This is a genomic window from Aeromonas sp. SrichE-2G, from assembly GCF_017939565.1.
Taxonomy (GTDB): Bacteria; Pseudomonadota; Gammaproteobacteria; order Enterobacterales; family Aeromonadaceae; genus Aeromonas; species Aeromonas taiwanensis.
On sequence record NZ_JAGKRG010000001.1, the window covers coordinates 116,123 to 133,598 of the forward strand.

Sequence of the window (17,476 nt, forward strand, 5' to 3'; positions counted from 1 at the left end):
TCTGTCAGGCCTGAGTGGACCGCTTGTCCAGCGTCCGGTGGCGGATCTGCACGTTCTTGCCAAGCAGCCGGAATGCACTGGCCAGCCGCTCGGCGATGAACACCGATCTGTGCTGCCCGCCGGTGCAGCCGATCCCGACCGTCACATAGCTGCGGTTGTTGCGCTCCAGGTGGGGCAGCCAGGTCGCCAGCATGTTCTCGATCTGCTGGATGAACAACATGACATCCGGCTGGCTCGAGAGGTAGTTGGCCACAGGCTCGTCCTGGCCGGTGAAGGGCTTGAGCTCCGGGATCCAGTGGGGATTGGGCAGGAAGCGGGCATCGAACACGAAGTCCGCATCCTTGGGGATGCCGTACTTGAAGCCGAACGACTCGAACACCAGCACCAGCTCGTTTTCCTTCTTGCCGAGCACCCGGGTCTTGATGAGCTCGCTGAGGTCGTGAATGCTGAGGTTGGTGGTGTCGATGCGCAGGTCGGCGGTCGAGGAGAGGGGCGCCAGCAGGTGGGTCTCCTCTCGGATCGCCTCGTCCAGGGACAGCTTGTTCCGTGACAGGGGATGCAGACGGCGGCTCTCGCCGTAGCGCTTGAGCAGGGTCGTGTTGTCCGCATCGAAGAAGAAACTCGAAAACTCCACCCGCCCCTCGTTGCGGACCTGGCTCAGCAGGCTCTCCAGCCTGTCTGTCTGGGCGGGCAGGTTGCGCACGTCGATGCTGACCGCCAGCTTGTCATACTGGCTCTCCACCGACACGATAAGCTGAGGCAGCAGGTTGACCGGCAGGTTGTCTACGCAGTAGTACCCCAGATCCTCCAGCACCCTCAGGGCTACCGTCTTACCGGAGCCCGAACGGCCGCTTACCACTATTAACTGCATCTTGTCCCCTCACGCCAACGTGGCTGTGTCAGACCCGGCCTCAGGCCGACGTCATGATCTGATAGAGTTCTTCGTCGCTGGTCGCCTGGCGCAATTGGCGGCAGACGGCCTTGTCACCCAGCTTGGATGCCATCAGGGAAAGAGTCTTGAGATGCTGCTTGCACTCGCTTTCCGGCACCAGCAATGCAAAGAGCAGGTCAACCGGTTGATTGTCGATCGAATCGAAAGGAATGGGTTCGGAGAAGGTCATCAACACGGCGGTCGGCGCAAATGCGTCGTCGATCCGGCCGTGGGGAATGGCAATACCGGCACCGATACCGGTACTGCCCATCTTTTCCCGCGCCAGCAGGCTTTCAAACAGGACCTGGCGGGAGGCGCCGAGGCGCTCTGCGGCCAGTTCACTGATGATCTCGAGCGCGCGTTTCTTGCTGGTACAAGGGACCGCACTCTTGGTGCAGTCCCGACTCAGTATGTGTTCAAGTTGCATAGTTATTTTTGATTTAACTTATCTTTGTGCTTGATGATCTGCCGATCCAGTTTATCCAGCAGGGTATCAATCGCCGCATACATGTCGGCATGCTGCGAATTGGCGAACACCTCACCCCCGCTGACGTGCAGCTTGGCTTCGGCGATCTGGTTCAGTTTTTCGACGCTCAACACCACATGCACGTTGTTGATATGGTCAAAGTGACGCTCGAGTTTGGCAAATTTGTTGTTCACATAATCACGCAGAGCTTCGGTAATCTCGACATGGTGTCCGGTCAGGTTAATTTGCATAACGTCTTCCTTTTGTTTGCCTAAACCAGGCGTTTGCGCTGATTGGATGGCGGGATCAACAAGGATTCACGGTACTTTGCGATCGTGCGTCTCGCCACCATAATACCCTGTTCGGCCAGCAAATCCGCGATCTTGCTATCACTAAGCGGCTTGGCGGGGTTCTCCGCCGTCACCAGCTTCTTGATCAGGGCGCGAATAGCGGTCGATGAGCACTCTCCTCCTCCCTCCGTATTGACGTGACTGGAGAAAAAAAACTTCAGTTCAAAAATGCCGCGAGGCGTGTGCATGTACTTCTGGGTCGTGACCCGCGAAATGGTCGACTCATGCATCTCCACCGCCTCGGCGATGTCGTTGAGCACCATGGGTTTCATCGCCTCTTCACCATACTCGAAGAAGCCCTGCTGCTGCTCGACGATGCAGCTGGCCACCTTGAGCAGGGTGTCGTTGCGACTCTCCAGACTCTTTATGAACCATTTGGCCTCCTGCAGGTGGGAGCGGATGAACTGGGTATCCGTGCTGCTGCGGGCATTGCGCGCCATGGCCGCATAGGCCTCGTTGACACGAATGCGCGGCGCCGAATCCGGGTTGAGCTCCACCACCCACTTGCTGCCCTTCTTGACCACGGACACATCCGGGATCACGTATTGGGATTCGCTCTGGATGATACCGTTGCCGGGCCTGGGCTCCAGCTGCTGGATGAGATCCAGCACCTCCTTGAGGTCGCTCTCCTTGAGCCGGGTCTTGCGTGCCAGGGTGCGATAGTCGCGATTGCCAAGCAAGTCCATGTGCTCGCGGATCACCTCCCTGGCCTCGTTGAGCCAGGGCAACTCGGGCGAATACTGGCCGAGCTGGATAAGCAGGCACTCCTGCACCGATCGCGCAGCGATGCCGACCGGATCGAAATGCTGCACCCGCTTGAGTACCGCTTCGATCTCATCCAGTTCAACTTCTACCTCTTCGCTGCTGACTGCAGCCTGAATGTCCTCGAGAGAAGCGGTCAGATAGCCGGATTCATCGATGGCATCGATGATGGCAAGTGCGATGGCGGCGTCCACATCGCTGAAGGGGGTGAGACGCATCTGCCACAGCAGGTAGTCCTGCAGATTCTCGGTGGTTTCACCCTGATAGAGGCTCTCCTCCCCGTCGTGGATCGGGCCTGCACTCTGGGCCGTACCGGCCGAATAGACTTCGTCCCAGGTGGTGTCGACCGGGAGCTCGTCCGGCATCTTGTCCTGTGCCATGGCGTCGCTGGAGTCTAGCTGACTAGCATCGTGTGGCTCCGCCTCACTGGTTTCTTGCGCATCGTTCTCCTCTTGCTCCAGCAAGGGGTTGTTATCGAGCGCTTGCTGAATTTCCTGCTGGAGTTCCAGGGTGGAGAGCTGGAGCAGACGAATCGCTTGTTGTAATTGTGGCGTCATGGTCAGTGACTGACCGAGGCGCAACTGTAATGTCGGCTTCATCTACGTCGGGATATCCTTATGTTCAGCGAGGCGGTCACCTAACAAAAATGAGGGGTGCCCCCTTACTATAGACTGAATTGATCGCCCAAATAGACGCGCTTGACCTGTTCATCGGCAAGGATGTCGGCCGGGGCGCCCTCGGCAATCATCTTGCCGTGGCTGACGATGTAGGCCTTCTCGCACACGTCCAGCGTCTCTCTGACGTTGTGGTCGGTGATCAGCACACCCAGCCCGCGTTCTTTCAGGTGCTGGATGATCTTCTTGATATCAATGACGGAAATAGGATCCACACCTGCAAAGGGTTCATCCAGCAGGATGAATCGCGGCTCCGCCGCCAGCGCCCGCGCAATCTCCACCCGGCGCCGCTCCCCGCCCGAGAGGCTCTGTCCCAGGCTATCGCGGATGTGGGTAATGTTGAACTCTTCCAGCAACTGTTCGACCTTATCCTCCCGCTCTTCCCGGCTCAACCCCTTGCGGGTCTGCATGACCCCCATCAGGTTGTCGAACACCGAGAGGCGCCGGAAGATGGAGGCCTCCTGTGGCAGGTAGCCGATGCCATTGCGCGCCCGGATGTGCATGGGCTGCAGGCTGATGTCCTGCTCGTCGATGGTGATGAGACCGGCATCCCGCTGCACCAGACCCACGATCATGTAGAAGGAGGTGGTCTTGCCCGCCCCGTTAGGACCGAGCAGGCCCACGATCTGGCCCGTTCCCACCTCCAGGCTCACATCGCTGACCACCATGCGGCGCTTGTAGCTCTTCTGCAACCCCGTTGCTTTTAACACTGCCATGGCTTCTGTTTCCTACTTCTTCTGGTCGGCGGGCTTGTCGAAGTTCTCTACCTGATCCGGCAGGAACACCGTCTTGACACGCTGGGTGGGTCCCTGGCTCTCGGCGATCATCTTCTGTTTCACGATGTCATAGCGGATCAGATCGCCAGTGACCTGGCTGTCTTCCTGTTTCAGCTGGCCGTTGCCGGTGATGGTCACCAGCCGGTTCTTGAGCTCGTAGCGAATGCTGTTGCCGTGGGCATTGACCGGTTTGCCGTTGTCCAGCACCTGGAAGAAGGTGGCCGGGTTGCCATAGGCCGTCATGACCTCAGCCCCCTTCTCGCCTGAGCGGATCACCACCACCTTGTCGGCCTTAATCTTGATGGTGCCCTGGGTGATGATCACATCCTCGCTGAAGGTGATGCGGTTGTCCTGCATCTCGGCCACCTGCCTGACGGCATCCACGTAGACCTTCTCGGCGAAGTCGGACTCTTTGGCGTTCAGGGTACCGCACAGCAGCAGGGCAGTGAGCGCCAGATTAACGTTTTTCATTGAAATAAGTGGCATGGCCTTTATCCAGTAACTCGAAATATTTACGTTCCAGGTGACCCTTCAGGCCAACGCCCTCGGTCTGGAATTCCTGGCCCACGATGCTGATGTGCTGGTTGCTTCTCAGCTCCTGCGTCACCAGATCCATCTCCATATAAGGGGTATCCAGCGTGGAGATGAAAGAAGCCGGCAGCAGGCCATCCAGATGCACTTTGTCACGCAGGATCACATTGTCGTCTGTGTTGAGCACCCCGGTCTCGGCCGTCACCTTCCACTCGGCCTCGCCCTTGTCATCGAACATGTAAACCACCGGCTTGTCGAAGGTGGACTGCTCGAGGACCTGATAATACTCCGCATAATCCGACTCCAGCCGCTCGGTCCGCTTGCCCTGTTCGTTGAAGCGGGTGGTCACCAGATGTTTGGCGGTGAAGTCCGGCTGGAAGTTCTCTACCTTGGTCGTCGGCTCGGGCGCCAGCTCTATCTCCCCCAGCTGCCAGGCGGCAAGCGCCACCAGGAACAGCAAGCCGAACAAAACCGTCTGCTTGTTCATCGCGACACCTCGGGTGGATAGTCCCCCAATCCCTGGGCCTGCAGGATGAGATCGCACACTTCGCGCACAGCACCGACACCGCCTCCCAGCCGTGTCACCATGTCAGCCCGTGCCAGCACCAGAGGATGGGCGTCGGCCACGGCAATGCCGAGGCCGCAGGCCTGCATCACCGGCAGATCGATGGTGTCATCCCCCATATAGGCGGCTTGAGATGCATCCAGTCCCAGCGTGGTCAGCAACGCCTCGAAATGGGGGAGCTTCTCATCCGCCCCCTGCACCAGGTGCTGCACCCCGAGGCTCTTCATGCGATCGCTGACGATGCGGGAGCTGCGCCCGGTGATGATGGCGATCTCGATGCCCGCATTGAGCAGGGCCCGCATCCCCGCGCCGTCGCGGGTGCAGAAGGTCTTCAGCTCTTCGCCGTTGTTGCCCATATAGATGAAGCCATTGGAGAGCACCCCATCCACATCGCACACCAGCAGACGGATCTGCGCCGCCTTCTCGTACTGGCTGCGCGTCACCGGACCATAGAGGGTCGGTACGTCTTGCATCAAATTACTCCGGCTTTCAGCAGGTCGTGCATGTTGAAGGCGCCCAGCGGACGTTTCTCCCCATCCACGACCAGCAACCCGTTGATTTTTTTGGTTTCCATCAGTTTGACGGCTTCGGCCGCCATCATTTCAGGCCCTACGGTAACACAGTTGGCCGTCATGACTCGGCTGATGGGAGTGTGGTGAATATCCACCTGCAGATCCAGGATCCGCCGCAGGTCGCCATCGGTGAACAGGCCGGCCAGCAGCCCCTGTTCATCGACCACCGCCGTCATCCCCAGCCCCTTGCGGCTCACTTCCAGCAACGCCTGGCTGATGGTGGCATCTATCCCCACCTGGGGCAACAGATCACCAGCGTGCATCAGGTCGCCGACCCGCAGCAACAGCCGTTTGCCCAGGGAGCCGCCGGGATGGGAGAGCGCGAAGTCGTCGGCGGTGAAGCCGCGGGCTTCCAGCAGGGCCACCGCCAGCGCATCCCCCATGACCAGGGTTGCCGTGGTGCTGGAGGTCGGCGCCAGCCCCAGCGGACAGGCCTCTTTTTCCACCTTGATGCACAGGTGCACGTTGGCCTCTTTCGCCATGGTGGAGGCAGGGTTGCCCGTCATGCAGATGAGCGGGATGCCGCGGCGCTTGAGCACCGGCAGCAGGGCAAGGATCTCGTCGCTCTCGCCAGAGTTGGAGATGGCGATGATGAGATCCCCTGCGGAGATCATGCCGAGATCCCCGTGGCTGGCTTCGCCCGGGTGCAAGAAGAAGGCGGGCGTCCCCGTGCTGGCCAGGGTCGCGGCAATCTTGTTGCCGATATGCCCCGACTTGCCCATGCCGGTGACCACTATCTTGCCACCGCAGCGCAGCACCATCTCGCAGGCCCGTTCGAAGGCCTCGTCAAGGTACTGGTAGAGTCCATCGATGGCTTGTTTTTCTATGTCCAGCACCGCTCGGGCACTGCGACGAAAATCGAACAATTCAGACACTTTTTCAGGCTTTACAGACATAAAGGCACAGCTCCGGGCCGAAATTTGCTGCGGGATTATAAAAAAGTCTGCCGAGATAAGCGAATCGGATGCGGAATGGCCGGTCAGCGATGCAAATTGTTACATAAAACTGTCGCGCCTTTGGGGGGGAAACCCGCTCAATAGTTGTTCCTTGCTGTTGCTTAGACCTAGACTAGCCCATAAAATTCGCTCTTCATTTATACCGGATGGACAATTGTTTGAACGATGACCTGATCACCATCTCCGACCTGACGTTCAGTCACGGAGATCGGTTGCTGTACGACAGGATCAACCTGACCATTCCCCGTGGCAAGGTCACCGCCGTCATGGGGCCGAGCGGGATCGGCAAGACCACCTTGCTGCGCCTGATCGGTGGTCAACTGAAACCGGAATCGGGTCACATCCTGTTCGACGGGGAAGACATTCCTACTCTCTCCCGTTCACGCCTCTACGAGGTGCGCAAACGGATGAGCATGCTGTTTCAAAGCGGCGCCCTGTTCACCGGTATGACCGTCTTCGACAACGTCGCCTTCCCCCTGCGGGAGCACTCCGGCCTGCCGGAGGAGCTGATCCACGCCATCGTCATGATGAAGCTGCAGGCGGTTGGCCTGCGCGGCGCGGCAAAACTGATGCCGTCCGAGCTCTCCGGCGGCATGGCAAGGCGCGCCGCCCTGGCCAGATCCATCGCGCTGGATCCGGATCTCATCATGTATGACGAGCCCTTCGTCGGCCAGGATCCCATCACCATGGCGGTTCTGGTCAAGCTGATAAAGGAGCTCAATGACGCCCTTGGCATCACCTCCGTCATCGTCACCCACGACGTGAAGGAGGTGCTGAGCATCGCCGACTACGCCTACATCATCGCCAACCGCAAGGTGGTCGCGCACGGCACGCCGGAGCAGCTGCGCGAGGAGCACAATCCCGAAGTCGAGCAGTTCCTGAAGGGATTGCCTGACGGTCCTGTTCCGTTTCATTTTCCGGCAGGCGACCTGCTACAGGATCTGTGATGCTGATAACTCAGATAAGCAAGCTGGGGCGCAGCGGGGTGCGCTTCATCAGCGCCATCGGCCGCGCCACCATCATGCTGTTTCATGCGCTGGCGGGACGCCCCCAGCCGCGCAAACACTTCCCGCTGCTGGTGCAGCAGCTCTACGTGGTGGGGGTACAGTCCGTCGCCATCATACTGGTGTCGGGCCTGTTCATCGGCATGGTGCTCTCCTTGCAGGGCTACAACGTACTGAAGGATTTCGGCGCCGAGCAGAGCCTGGGCCCCCTGGTCTCCCTCTCCCTGCTCCGTGAGCTGGGCCCCGTGGTGACCGCCCTGCTGTTCGCCGGTCGTGCGGGTTCCGCCCTCACCGCCGAGATCGGCCTGATGAAGGCAACCGAGCAACTTTCGAGCCTCGAGATGATGGCCGTCGATCCCCTGCGCCGGGTCGTTGCGCCCCGCTTCTGGGCCGGTGTCATCAGTATGCCGTTGCTGGCCTTCATGTTCAGCCTGATTGGCATCTTCGGCGGCAAGCTGGTCGGTGTCGATTGGCTGGGAGTGGATGAGGGCGGCTTCTGGTCCGCCATGCAGGCCTCCGTCGACTGGCAGGACGACATCATGCAAGGGGCAGTGAAGAGCCTGATCTTCGCCCTGGTGGTCACCTGGATAGCGCTCTTCAACGGCTACGATGCCAAACCGACCTCGGCCGGGATCAGTCAGGCGACGACTCGCACCGTGGTCCACTCATCCCTGGCCGTGCTCGGTCTGGATTTTATACTCACCGCAGTCATGTTTGGATAAGGGAAAGATGAAGTTCAGCAAAGTAGAATTTCTGGTTGGCGCCTTCATGCTGGCTGGCATCGCGGCCATTCTGGCATTGGCACTGCAAGTGGCGGGATTGAGTTTCAAACCGGAAGGAGAAACCTATACCCTGCGCGCCCATTTCGATAATATCGGCGGCCTGAAAGTACGTTCGCCGGTCAAGGTCGGCGGTGTCGTCGTCGGCCGGGTCAGCGACATCAGTCTGGAGCCCAAGAGCCAGGTCCCCGTCGTCACCCTGCAGATGCAGAAGAGTGCCGGCGAGTTCTCCGAGACCAGCACCCTCTCCATCCTGACTTCGGGTCTGCTCGGCGAGCAGTACATCGGTCTGGCACCCGGCTTCAGCGATGAAGAGATGGGCACCAGCATGCTCAAGGATGGCGACATGATCGAAGACACCAAGTCCGCCATCGTGCTGGAAGACCTGATTGGCAAGTTCCTCTATAGCCAGTCCTCTCCGGCCGCCAGTACACCCGCAACCAAGGAGTAACCATGTTCAAGAAGATCGCCCTGCTGCTGGGTCTGATGACCAGCATGCTGTTCTCCCTCGTCGCCCAGGCGGAGATCAACAGCTCGGATCCCTATGCCCTGGTGGATCAGGCCGCCCAGCAGACCTTCGCCCGGCTTAAATCCGACCAGGCCCAGGTCAAGAGCAACCCCGACCATCTGCGCGTCATCATCCGCGAAGAGCTGCTGCCCTACGTGGACAACCGCTTCGCTGCCTACAAGGTGCTCGGCAACCAGATCAAACAGACCACCCCGGCCCAGCGTGACGCCTTCGTCGAGGTCTTCACCGAATACATGGTGAGCTCCTACGCCGATGCCCTGGCCCACTTCGACAAGCAGACCGTCCAGGTGCAACCCGGCAAGGTGGCCGACAGCAACATCACCGCCGTCAACGTCAGCGTGAAAGAGGCCGGTAAACCGGACATCTTCCTCGAGTTCAAGCTGCGCAAGAACAACAAGACAGGCGAGTGGAAAGCCTTCGACATGGTTGCCGAAGGGATCAGCCTGCTCTCTGCCAAGCAGAACGAGCTGGGTGGCCTCATCCGCCAGAACGGCATCGATGCGGTGATCGCCCAGCTGCGCGAGCACAATGCCAAGCCGCTGGTCATCAAGTCATGAGACTGAGTGGCGAATTGCAGGCGGCTCAGGTCATCGAGCTGTGGCAACGCCGTGCCGACTGGTGGCAGGAAGACCAGCTAGAGCTCGGCGAGGTCACGACCCTGGATTCCGCCGGCCTGGCTCTGCTGGTCAAGTGGGCCAAGGCAACCCTGGCGCGAGGCGCCACACCGACTCTGGTGGGTGCCTCCAACGATTTCCATACGCTGGCCAACCTTTACGGGGTGGCCGGTTTGTTTCAATCAACCCCGCTCACAACTGAGGACGCATAATGCAAGTCTCTGAAATTGAAGCGATACTCCTCGAGGCTTTGCCATTGTCCGAAGTCCATGTCAAAGGGGATGGCAGTCACTACCAAGTGATCGCCGTCGGCGACATGTTTGACGGCATGAGCCGGGTCAAGAAGCAACAGGCCATCTATGCCCCTCTGATGGACAAGATTGCCACCAACGAGATCCACGCTCTCTCCATCAAGGCCTATACCGAGGCCGAGTGGAAACGCGAGCGTAAATTCCAGCTGCCCTCCTGATTTGGTAAAGAAGTAACCATGGACAAATTCAAGATCACCGGCCCCTGCACCCTCTCCGGTGAAGTGACCATCTCCGGCGCCAAGAACGCCGCCCTGCCGATCCTGTTCGCCACCCTGCTGTGCGACGAAGAGGTGCAGCTCTCCAACGTGCCGCGCCTCAAGGACGTGGGCACCACCCTCAAGCTGCTGGAGATGCTGGGCGCCTCCACCAAGGTCAACGGCAATGTGACCGTGCTGACCGGGGCCGTGAACAACCACGTCGCCCCCTACGAGCTGGTGAAGACCATGCGCGCCTCCATCCTGGCACTGGGTCCACTGGCAGCCCGCTTCGGGGCGGCCGACGTCTCCCTGCCCGGCGGCTGCGCCATCGGTGCCCGTCCGGTCAACCTGCACGTCCACGGCCTGGAGCTGATGGGCGCCAAGATCACCATCGAGGACGGCTACATCAAGGCCCGTGTCGACGGTCGCCTGAAGGGTGCCCACATCCTGATGGACATGGTCTCCGTCACTGGCACCGAGAACCTGATGATGGCCGCCGCCCTGGCCGACGGTCGCACCGTGATCGAAAACGCCGCACGGGAGCCGGAAGTGGTGGATCTGGCCCACTTCCTCAATACCCTGGGCGCCAAGATTCAGGGCGCGGGCACCGACACCCTGACCATCGACGGCGTCGAGCGTCTGCACGGTGGCAGCTACAGCGTGCAACCTGATCGCATCGAGACCGGGACCTTCCTGGTGGGTGCAGCGGTCACCGGTGGCAAGATCACCTGCCGCAACACTGACCCCAGCCTGCTGGAAGCCGTACTGGTCAAGCTGGAAGAGGCTGGCGCCCTGATTGAGAAGGGTGACGACTGGATCACCCTCGACATGACAGGTCGCACCCTGAAGCCTGTCACCATCAAGACCGCCCCCTACCCGGCGTTCCCGACCGACATGCAGGCCCAGTTCACCGTCCTGAATGCGGTGGCCAAGGGTACCGGCATGGTCACCGAGACCATCTTCGAGAACCGCTTCATGCACGTACCCGAGCTGGTGCGGATGGGCGCCGACATTGAGCTCCAGGGCAACGTGGCCATCTGCCGCGACACCACCCAGCTCAAGGGTGCCCAGGTGATGGCGACCGACCTGCGCGCCTCTGCCAGCCTGGTGCTGGCCGGCTTCGTGGCCGAAGGGGCCACCATAGTCGATCGCATCTATCACATCGACCGTGGCTACGAAGACATCGAGCACAAGCTGCAAGGCTTGGGCGGCTGCATCGAGCGCATCAAGGAGTAATCCTCGCGCCCATAAAAAAACGGCACCCTTGGGGTGCCGTTTTTGTTTGTCCGCCTGGAGTCAGTGACCGGCCAGCTTCATCTGTTCTACCAGCACGGAGCCGGTCTTGAGGCTGGAGCGCTCATCCTCGTCGCTCCCCACCGCTACTATGTGGCTGAACATCTCGGCCAGATTGCCGGCGATGGTGATCTCCTCCACCGGATAGAGGATCTCGCCGTTCTCGACCCAGAAACCGGCGGCGCCGCGGGAATAGTCGCCGTTGACGATATTGACCCCCTGCCCCATCAGCTCGGTCACCAGCAGGCCGGTGCCCATCTCCTTGAGCATGCCCTGGAAATCCTGCCCCGTATTGGACACCTGCCAGTTGTGAATGCCGCCGGCGTGTCCCGTGGTGGTCAGCCCCAGCTTGCGGGCGGAGTAGGAAGTGAGCAACCAGCTCATCAGCTCGCCGTTGCGCACTATGTCCATGTCGCGGGTGCGCACCCCTTCGCCGTCGAACGGGGTACTGGCCAGCCCGCCCAACAGGTGGGGAAATTCCTGGATGGTGAGCCATTCGGGCAGGATCTGCTTGCCCAATTTGTCGAGCAGGAAGCTCGACTTGCGGTAGAGGTTGCCGCCGCTGATGGCCATGACCAGGTGCCCCCAGAGCCCGGCCGCCGTATCGGGATGGAACAGCACGGGCGCGTGGCGGGTGCTGATCTTGCGGGCACCGAGACGGGATACTGTGCGCTCCACCGCCTCGTCGGCGATGCGCTGCGGGCTCCACAGCCCGGAGAGGGAGCGGCTGGAGGAGTAGCCGTAGTCCCGTTGCATGTCGCCATCCTGCTCGCCGATGAGCACGCAGCTAAGAGAGTTGCGCGACGCCGCATAGCCTTTGACGAAGCCGTGGCTGTTGCCGTAGACCTTGACCCCCAGATGGCTGGAGAAACTGGCGCCGTCTGAGTGCTTGATGCGGGCATCCCGGCCAAGCGCCAGCCGCTCACACTCGATGGCCAGCTCGATGCCGCGCTCGGGATCGAGCTCGATGGCGTGACAGAGCTGCAGATCCGGCGCATCCCAGGCCAGCAGTCCGGCATCCGCGAGGCCGGCGCAATCGTCCGGGGAGGTATGACGGGCGATCTCCATCGCCGCTTCCACGGCAGCGCGAATGGCTGGCTTGGTCAGATCCGTGGTGGAGGAAGATCCCTTGCAGCCATCGCGATAGACGGCGATACCGAGCGCCCCGTCCTTGTTGAATTCAATGCTTTCCAGCTCACAGCCCCGGGTGTTCACCGAGAGGCCGGTCTGTTTGCTGATGGAGACTTCGGCAAGCCCGGCACCCAGCCCTTTCGCTATCGCCAGGGCTTCTGCGACCACGGCCTCGAGATGGGCTTGATCCTGGCGGATTTGATCTTGCTGGTCCATAACTCACATCTGTATGAAGGAAGGAAAGGGGCTAAGCATATCAGACCCCTGCGTCCAGCGGGAGAAGCTGGTAACATATCCGCCAAAACGTGAATGACAGGAATCAAGAGACCGATGAGTCAATATCAAGACGACAACGAGTGGGAAGACTGGGGTCCCAGCAAGAGCCAGCTCAAGCGTGACGCCGAGGCCTTGCAGAAGATGGGCGAAGAGATCGTCTCCCTGAGCCACAGCGAGCTGGAGAAGATCCCGCTTGACGAAGAGCTGGCTGAAGCAGTCGAGCTGGGTCGCAAGCTCAAACCGAAGAAGGACGAGTCCTTCCGTCGCCACCTGCAGTTCATCGGCCGTCTGATGCGCAGCCGCGATGTCGGCCCCATCGAGGAGGCCCTCTCCATCATCAAGATGCGCCACTCCACTGTGAACGCCCGCCTGCACCGTCTCGAACAGTGGCGCGAACGCCTGATCACCGAGGGTGACAGTGCCCTCAACGAGCTGATGTCCCAGTTCCACGAACTGGACCGTCAGAAGCTGCGCCAGCTGATCCGCACCGCCAACAAGGAGCGGGAGCTGAACAAGCCGCCGGTCGCCTATCGCGAGATGTACCAGTACCTGCGCGGCGAGATCGAAGATCAGCTGTAAACCACGGCGCTTTCTTGGGTGAGTCGCGGGATAGCAAGAACAAAAACGGGGCCAGTCAGGCCCCGTTTTTTATGCGTTATCAGCTTCCCGCCACACACTGGGTATGGGTGCCGGGCTGCAGGTACGGCACCAGCAGGGGAGCCATTCCCTTGAGCACCTGTACCGGCAGGGCCGAGGTGAAGCGGAACTTGTCCGACTGACTGCCCGGCACATAGGCCGTCAGTGTCCCGAAGTGGTCATCCCCGATATAGAAGACAAAGGTCGCGGTCCGGTTGCGGGCCAGCGAGCTGGTCACATTGCCGTAGCGGCCCACCGTCTCGATCCGGTTGTCCCCCGTCCCCGTCTTGCCCCCCAGGCCCAGGACGGTGCCGTCCGGCAGGGCAAAGGCACCGGCAATTCGCCGTGCCGTCCCCCCTTCCACCACCTTGGACAAGGCATTGCGCAAGGCGCTGGCCACCTCGACCGACATCACCCGGGTACCCTGGGTATTGGCCGGCTCAAAGACGGTGGCAAAGGGGGTCCCCTTGGCGAAGGAGAGGTGCTCGATGCGCAGGGTCGGTGCCCGCATCCCGCCATTCTGGATGATCCCCATCAGCTCGGCCAGGGCCGCCGGTCTGTCCCCCGAACTGCCAAGGGCGGTCGCCAGCGATGGCACCAGATGGTCGAACGGATAGCCCAGGCGCGCCCAGCGCTGATGAATGTCGAGGAACGCCTCGACCTCCAGCATGGTACGGATCCGGCTGTCACGGGCGCTGCGATGACGAGTCTTGAACAGCCAGCTGTAGACCTCCTGACGCTCGTCCCGGCTCGCCTCGACGGCGTCGGAGAAGGTCGCCTTGTCAAACGCCTTGAGATAGGAGAGCAGCCACAGCTCCAGCGGGTGTACCCGAGCGATATAGCCTTGATCCGGCAGTGAATACTTACCTGGACTATAGCTGACATAGAGCTGTTCTATCCGTTTGTCGCTCAGCTTCTCCCGGGGCAGGCGCTTGGCCAGGAAGGCGGCAAACTCCGCCTGGGACGCTTCCGGCATCAGGTAGCGGTGTACGGCTGCGAGGCGCACTGCGCTGGGCTTGAGGCCGTCGAGGAAGGTATCGAGCTGCTCTTCCGCTGTCTTGCCACGATATTTGCGCCAGAAGCGCAGCAGGTAGGTCTGCCCCTCCTTGTCCGCAAACTTGGCAAGGTACTCGGTGCGGCGTGGGTCCTTGTCGTCCTTCAGCAACTGGGCCCGGTTGCCTTCCTTGTAGAGGCTGTAGCGCACGATGTCACGCATCAGCCGCACGAATGGCAGGTTGATGGATTCACGCAGCGCATCGCGGATGGGTGGAATGCGGCCGTTGTCTTCCTTGCGGAAGTTGTTGAAGGTGTGCATCCCGCCACCGGTGAAGAAGCCTTCATAGGGACTCGCGGAGTACTTGCGATCGAGTGCCGCCTCCAGCATCACGGGGAGACTCCGATCCTTGGCACTGATCAGGTAGGCGATGGCCCAGCGGCTGATGTTGTCCTGGTCGGCGACCTCTATCTTGCGCAAGCTCTCGACCGGCATGTTTCCGTAACTGTCATGCAGTTCAGTGACGATCTCGAGGTAGGTGGTCAGCACCCGCAACTTGGCGGTAGAGCCCAGTTCCAATTTGCTGCCCTCGTTGATGTCGAACGGCTGATCCGTGTTGTCGGTCTGCACCCGCACCTTGACCCCTTCCGGAGTCTTCTCGAACAGGGTGAAGCTGTATTTCACGTCCCCCGTCTTCTCCGGCGAGAGCAGGCGCTCACCAAATAGACCGACCTGGGCGGCGAAGGCGGGATCCGCCAGCTGCTGCAGATAGCGGGAAACCTCGTTTTGCAACGGCATGTTGAGGGTGGCATTGGCCGTCAGATCCATGCGGTCCAGATCATACAGCTGCACCCCGAGCTGACGACTCAGACGGGTCCTGGCCACCTGCAGACCCTTGTTGTTGTTGACCCGGGTAATGGCCGGCGCCTGAAGGAAGTCGCGGAAGACCAGCTTGGCCTTCAGAGCCGACTCCATCAAGGGTGGCGTGATCATGCCCTCCTGTACGAACAGTCGCAGGTAGCTGTCGGTCAGGGTAGAGAGCGCCTCTCGCCCCTGGGCCAGGTAGTAGGAGGGGCGACGGTGGGCAATCATCAGGGAAACCACCTGACGCAGGGCCAGGCCTTGCTCGGCCAGCGTGGCATTCTGGTTGCGGGCGGGATCCAGCAGACGGTTCACCTCGTCGACATTGGCGCCGAACCAGACCCAGAGGCCATCCCCCAGACCATGGACCTCGCCATATCCCGGGGCGGCGGAAAGCGGCACCGAGTTGAGGTAGGCCCAGGCAACCAGCTTGCGTGCCTCCAGTGTCTCGGGCCCCAAACGATAGGCACGCACGCTGGCCGAGACCATCTGGCGGATCTTCTCGGTCGGCGAAACGGTCAGACCGTCGGGAGAGTGGCGATACTTCTCCACCTGGGTTGCAAGCGTACTGCCGCCCGCAGATTGGTCCTGCATATCCAGCGCCTTACCCACCTGAGACATGGCCGCCTTGGCAAAGCGTGGCCAGTCCACGGCCGGATTGGCGAGGGGTTCCTTGTTGCTCAGCAGATCCCGGTTCTCGATGAACAGCAGCGACTGTATTACCAGCGGCGGTATGGCGTTGAAATCCGGGTAGTAATGAGTCGGGTACTTGTACTGATAGAAGGGCTCGGCACGACAGTCATGGAGCGTCAGCCCAGCCTGTACCTTCTCGGTGTAGGGAACGAAGAAACCGTGACTGGCATAGTTGTACAGCGCATCGGAGAAATGCACCTGTTCACTCACCTGATAGCCACGCTGGACAAGGCGTTCCTGGATCATGGGCATCAGCACATAGCCCAACCGCTTGTCGAAAGGACCGTCATCCGGGAAGGCGATCTGTTTGCTAGGGCCGGGCTCGACCTGATAAGTCAGCTCGGCCGCATAGCGGGAGATCTCCTGTGACTGCAGCCGGGATGTCTTCATCTCATAACCGACCAGGGCGATCACGGCAGCCAGGCAGAGCAAGAAGATAAAACAGAACAGCCAGCGCCACCAGGGGCGACGCTTGCGCTGAGGTTGCCCGTCCGCATGCGGTACGGATGAATCCTGAGTTGCCACTTTAATCGAATCCGTCTGTTTTGATGCGCCCATATCAGCCCCACCATGGTTGCGCAATTTATTGTCTTTCAATCAAGCTTAGTCGTTTCAAGTCAAAGGCTTGAAAACTATTGACTGCTTTGCAGCGATGTTAACAGGGCGATTGTGAAAAGGGGAGCCGATTGTTGCGGCTCGACAAGAGATCCGAGCTGCGGGATAGAAAGCAAAACACCGGCCAGAGGCCGGTGTTCAGGGTAATGGATTCGCGTTACTTGCTGGTGCTCATGCTCTTCAGCTTGGTGCTCAGCTCCTTGCGCTCCTTGGACAGCTCGGCGTTTTTGATGATGTGGTCATCGACACGCTCCTCATAGTCCGTACGCATGTTGGCGATAATGGCCTGAACCTCATCGATGCTCATGCCGGGCTTGATGTAGTCGCTCAGGTTGTCGAGCAGCAGAACCCGCTTCTGGTTGTCACGGATCTTTTTCTCGTTATCCGCGATTTCACGCTTGAGCTTGTTCTGGCGACGGGACATACGCACATATTCCAGCACATCGTTGAAAGTAGACTTGTTTACTTGTTCCATATCGATACCACTGACTGAAGGTGAATGAAAACAGGTGGATATTCCCAGACCAGATAGAGAAAAAAGGCATGGCACGGGCAAACCCAGAATGCCCTTACTCTACCGAGTTATGGTGCAGATACAACCCTAATCGCGGGCCTGGTGTCGGATTTGGACGAAGGGGTCTCGGCTGGATAATCCCGATGGAAACGGGTAAATAACACACCATCGTCTCTGCACATTGCGTTATGACAGTGAAGATGCGGCTCCACTGCCCGCTAAGACAAGGGACAAAGAGAGGTAAAAGGCAAAAACAAGAAAGGATTCAGACAGAGAAAGGAAATCTACAGACAAAAAAAGCCCGCTCGGATGAGCGGGCTTCTTCAATTGGGTGCCTGGCAGTGTCCTACTCTCGCATGGCGAATGCCACACTACCATCGGCGCTACAGCGTTTCACTTCTGAGTTCGGCATGGGGTCAGGTGGTTCCACTGCGCTATTGCCGCCA

General features: G+C 60.1%; 20 protein-coding genes and 1 rRNA gene. 8 read left to right on the top strand and 13 right to left on the bottom strand.

All coding sequences use genetic code 11. The features are described from left to right. Positions 1-4 precede the first annotated feature (4 nt). From rapZ to J9885_RS00635, 9 genes are all read right to left on the bottom strand, one after another. Positions 5-871, bottom strand: a complete 867-nt coding sequence (rapZ, locus tag J9885_RS00595) for an RNase adapter RapZ (protein ID WP_043762642.1) — start codon at positions 869-871, stop codon at positions 5-7. A gap of 40 nt (positions 872-911) precedes the next feature. After that, positions 912-1,358 (bottom strand): PTS IIA-like nitrogen regulatory protein PtsN, encoded by a 447-nt coding sequence (gene ptsN / locus J9885_RS00600; protein ID WP_010675870.1) that lies wholly within the window; start codon positions 1,356-1,358, stop codon positions 912-914. A 2-nt stretch (positions 1,359-1,360) separates the two neighbouring features. Beyond that, positions 1,361-1,648: a ribosome hibernation promoting factor gene (hpf, locus tag J9885_RS00605; protein WP_005305957.1), complete on the bottom strand. Its 288-nt coding sequence runs from the start codon at positions 1,646-1,648 to the stop codon at positions 1,361-1,363. Between the two features lie 20 nt (positions 1,649-1,668). Then, positions 1,669-3,108 carry an RNA polymerase factor sigma-54 gene (locus J9885_RS00610; protein ID WP_043762641.1) on the bottom strand — a complete coding sequence of 480 codons (1,440 nt, stop codon included), beginning with the start codon at positions 3,106-3,108 and terminating at the stop codon, positions 1,669-1,671. Between the two features lie 65 nt (positions 3,109-3,173). Continuing rightward, positions 3,174-3,899, bottom strand: coding sequence for an LPS export ABC transporter ATP-binding protein (gene lptB / locus J9885_RS00615; RefSeq protein ID WP_010675872.1), 726 nt, complete (start codon positions 3,897-3,899; stop codon positions 3,174-3,176). 12 nt (positions 3,900-3,911) lie between these two features. Further along, on the bottom strand, positions 3,912-4,430 hold the full coding sequence (gene lptA / locus J9885_RS00620; protein WP_210547768.1) for a lipopolysaccharide transport periplasmic protein LptA: 519 nt from the start codon (positions 4,428-4,430) through the stop codon (positions 3,912-3,914). After that, positions 4,417-4,977 (bottom strand): LPS export ABC transporter periplasmic protein LptC, encoded by a 561-nt coding sequence (gene lptC / locus J9885_RS00625; RefSeq protein ID WP_210547761.1) that lies wholly within the window; start codon positions 4,975-4,977, stop codon positions 4,417-4,419. Before lptC ends, lptA begins: the two co-directional genes overlap by 14 nt. After that, positions 4,974-5,528, bottom strand: coding sequence for a 3-deoxy-manno-octulosonate-8-phosphatase KdsC (gene kdsC / locus J9885_RS00630; protein ID WP_210547762.1), 555 nt, complete (start codon positions 5,526-5,528; stop codon positions 4,974-4,976). Before kdsC ends, lptC begins: the two co-directional genes overlap by 4 nt. Beyond that, positions 5,528-6,523 (bottom strand): KpsF/GutQ family sugar-phosphate isomerase, encoded by a 996-nt coding sequence (locus tag J9885_RS00635; RefSeq protein ID WP_210547763.1) that lies wholly within the window; start codon positions 6,521-6,523, stop codon positions 5,528-5,530. The genes kdsC and J9885_RS00635 overlap by 1 nt, the downstream gene beginning before the upstream one ends. A 206-nt stretch (positions 6,524-6,729) precedes the next feature. Between J9885_RS00635 and mlaF the strand changes: the two genes are divergently transcribed. From mlaF to murA, 7 genes are read left to right on the top strand one after another with little or no spacing between them, the layout of a single operon-like run. Further along, the gene (mlaF, locus tag J9885_RS00640; protein WP_043762636.1) at positions 6,730-7,530 is read left to right on the top strand and encodes a phospholipid ABC transporter ATP-binding protein MlaF; all 801 of its coding nucleotides are present in this window, start codon (positions 6,730-6,732) and stop codon (positions 7,528-7,530) included. Beyond that, positions 7,530-8,309, top strand: a complete 780-nt coding sequence (gene mlaE, locus J9885_RS00645; protein ID WP_210547764.1) for a lipid asymmetry maintenance ABC transporter permease subunit MlaE — start codon at positions 7,530-7,532, stop codon at positions 8,307-8,309. Before mlaF ends, mlaE begins: the two co-directional genes overlap by 1 nt. A gap of 7 nt (positions 8,310-8,316) precedes the next feature. Next, positions 8,317-8,817, top strand: a complete 501-nt coding sequence (gene mlaD / locus J9885_RS00650; RefSeq protein ID WP_043762634.1) for an outer membrane lipid asymmetry maintenance protein MlaD — start codon at positions 8,317-8,319, stop codon at positions 8,815-8,817. A gap of 2 nt (positions 8,818-8,819) precedes the next feature. Then, the gene (mlaC, locus tag J9885_RS00655) at positions 8,820-9,452 is read left to right on the top strand and encodes a phospholipid-binding protein MlaC (protein ID WP_043762633.1); all 633 of its coding nucleotides are present in this window, start codon (positions 8,820-8,822) and stop codon (positions 9,450-9,452) included. After that, positions 9,449-9,721 (top strand): STAS domain-containing protein, encoded by a 273-nt coding sequence (locus J9885_RS00660; protein WP_043762632.1) that lies wholly within the window; start codon positions 9,449-9,451, stop codon positions 9,719-9,721. The genes mlaC and J9885_RS00660 overlap by 4 nt, the downstream gene beginning before the upstream one ends. After that, complete coding sequence (gene ibaG, locus J9885_RS00665) at positions 9,721-9,978, top strand: BolA family iron metabolism protein IbaG (protein WP_043762631.1); 258 nt, start codon at positions 9,721-9,723, stop codon at positions 9,976-9,978. The genes J9885_RS00660 and ibaG overlap by 1 nt, the downstream gene beginning before the upstream one ends. 18 nt (positions 9,979-9,996) lie before the next feature. Next, complete coding sequence (gene murA / locus J9885_RS00670; protein WP_210547765.1) at positions 9,997-11,253, top strand: UDP-N-acetylglucosamine 1-carboxyvinyltransferase; 1,257 nt, start codon at positions 9,997-9,999, stop codon at positions 11,251-11,253. 60 nt (positions 11,254-11,313) lie between these two features. Here the strand turns inward: murA and pmbA are convergent, their stop codons facing one another. Then, positions 11,314-12,657, bottom strand: coding sequence for a metalloprotease PmbA (gene pmbA, locus J9885_RS00675; RefSeq protein WP_210547766.1), 1,344 nt, complete (start codon positions 12,655-12,657; stop codon positions 11,314-11,316). A 114-nt stretch (positions 12,658-12,771) separates the two neighbouring features. On the opposite strand from pmbA, the gene yjgA reads away from it, so the two are divergent. Beyond that, the gene (yjgA, locus tag J9885_RS00680) at positions 12,772-13,296 is read left to right on the top strand and encodes a ribosome biogenesis factor YjgA (protein ID WP_042074394.1); all 525 of its coding nucleotides are present in this window, start codon (positions 12,772-12,774) and stop codon (positions 13,294-13,296) included. 79 nt (positions 13,297-13,375) lie between these two features. On the opposite strand, the gene J9885_RS00685 is transcribed toward yjgA, so the two are convergent. The 3 genes from J9885_RS00685 to rrf form a co-directional block, all read right to left on the bottom strand. Continuing rightward, positions 13,376-16,459 (bottom strand): transglycosylase domain-containing protein, encoded by a 3,084-nt coding sequence (locus J9885_RS00685; RefSeq protein WP_210547767.1) that lies wholly within the window; start codon positions 16,457-16,459, stop codon positions 13,376-13,378. A 214-nt stretch (positions 16,460-16,673) separates the two neighbouring features. Next, entirely contained in the window at positions 16,674-16,991 is a 318-nt protein-coding gene (gene tmaR, locus J9885_RS00690) for a PTS system regulator TmaR (RefSeq protein ID WP_010672687.1), read from the bottom strand. 372 nt (positions 16,992-17,363) lie between these two features. Beyond that, a 5S ribosomal RNA gene (gene rrf / locus J9885_RS00695) occupies positions 17,364-17,476 on the bottom strand; the annotation flags it as partial.

Coding starts and splice junctions, on each gene's coding strand:
- rapZ (WP_043762642.1), bottom strand. CDS start 871: ATGCAGTTAATAGTGGTAAGCGGCCGTTCGGGCTCCGGTAAGACGGTA.
- ptsN (WP_010675870.1), bottom strand. CDS start 1,358: ATGCAACTTGAACACATACTGAGTCGGGACTGCACCAAGAGTGCGGTC.
- hpf (WP_005305957.1), bottom strand. CDS start 1,648: ATGCAAATTAACCTGACCGGACACCATGTCGAGATTACCGAAGCTCTG.
- J9885_RS00610 (WP_043762641.1), bottom strand. CDS start 3,108: ATGAAGCCGACATTACAGTTGCGCCTCGGTCAGTCACTGACCATGACG.
- lptB (WP_010675872.1), bottom strand. CDS start 3,899: ATGGCAGTGTTAAAAGCAACGGGGTTGCAGAAGAGCTACAAGCGCCGC.
- lptA (WP_210547768.1), bottom strand. CDS start 4,430: ATGAAAAACGTTAATCTGGCGCTCACTGCCCTGCTGCTGTGCGGTACC.
- lptC (WP_210547761.1), bottom strand. CDS start 4,977: ATGAACAAGCAGACGGTTTTGTTCGGCTTGCTGTTCCTGGTGGCGCTT.
- kdsC (WP_210547762.1), bottom strand. CDS start 5,528: ATGCAAGACGTACCGACCCTCTATGGTCCGGTGACGCGCAGCCAGTAC.
- J9885_RS00635 (WP_210547763.1), bottom strand. CDS start 6,523: ATGTCTGTAAAGCCTGAAAAAGTGTCTGAATTGTTCGATTTTCGTCGC.
- mlaF (WP_043762636.1), top strand. CDS start 6,730: ATGGACAATTGTTTGAACGATGACCTGATCACCATCTCCGACCTGACG.
- mlaE (WP_210547764.1), top strand. CDS start 7,530: ATGCTGATAACTCAGATAAGCAAGCTGGGGCGCAGCGGGGTGCGCTTC.
- mlaD (WP_043762634.1), top strand. CDS start 8,317: ATGAAGTTCAGCAAAGTAGAATTTCTGGTTGGCGCCTTCATGCTGGCT.
- mlaC (WP_043762633.1), top strand. CDS start 8,820: ATGTTCAAGAAGATCGCCCTGCTGCTGGGTCTGATGACCAGCATGCTG.
- J9885_RS00660 (WP_043762632.1), top strand. CDS start 9,449: ATGAGACTGAGTGGCGAATTGCAGGCGGCTCAGGTCATCGAGCTGTGG.
- ibaG (WP_043762631.1), top strand. CDS start 9,721: ATGCAAGTCTCTGAAATTGAAGCGATACTCCTCGAGGCTTTGCCATTG.
- murA (WP_210547765.1), top strand. CDS start 9,997: ATGGACAAATTCAAGATCACCGGCCCCTGCACCCTCTCCGGTGAAGTG.
- pmbA (WP_210547766.1), bottom strand. CDS start 12,657: ATGGACCAGCAAGATCAAATCCGCCAGGATCAAGCCCATCTCGAGGCC.
- yjgA (WP_042074394.1), top strand. CDS start 12,772: ATGAGTCAATATCAAGACGACAACGAGTGGGAAGACTGGGGTCCCAGC.
- J9885_RS00685 (WP_210547767.1), bottom strand. CDS start 16,459: ATGGGCGCATCAAAACAGACGGATTCGATTAAAGTGGCAACTCAGGAT.
- tmaR (WP_010672687.1), bottom strand. CDS start 16,991: ATGGAACAAGTAAACAAGTCTACTTTCAACGATGTGCTGGAATATGTG.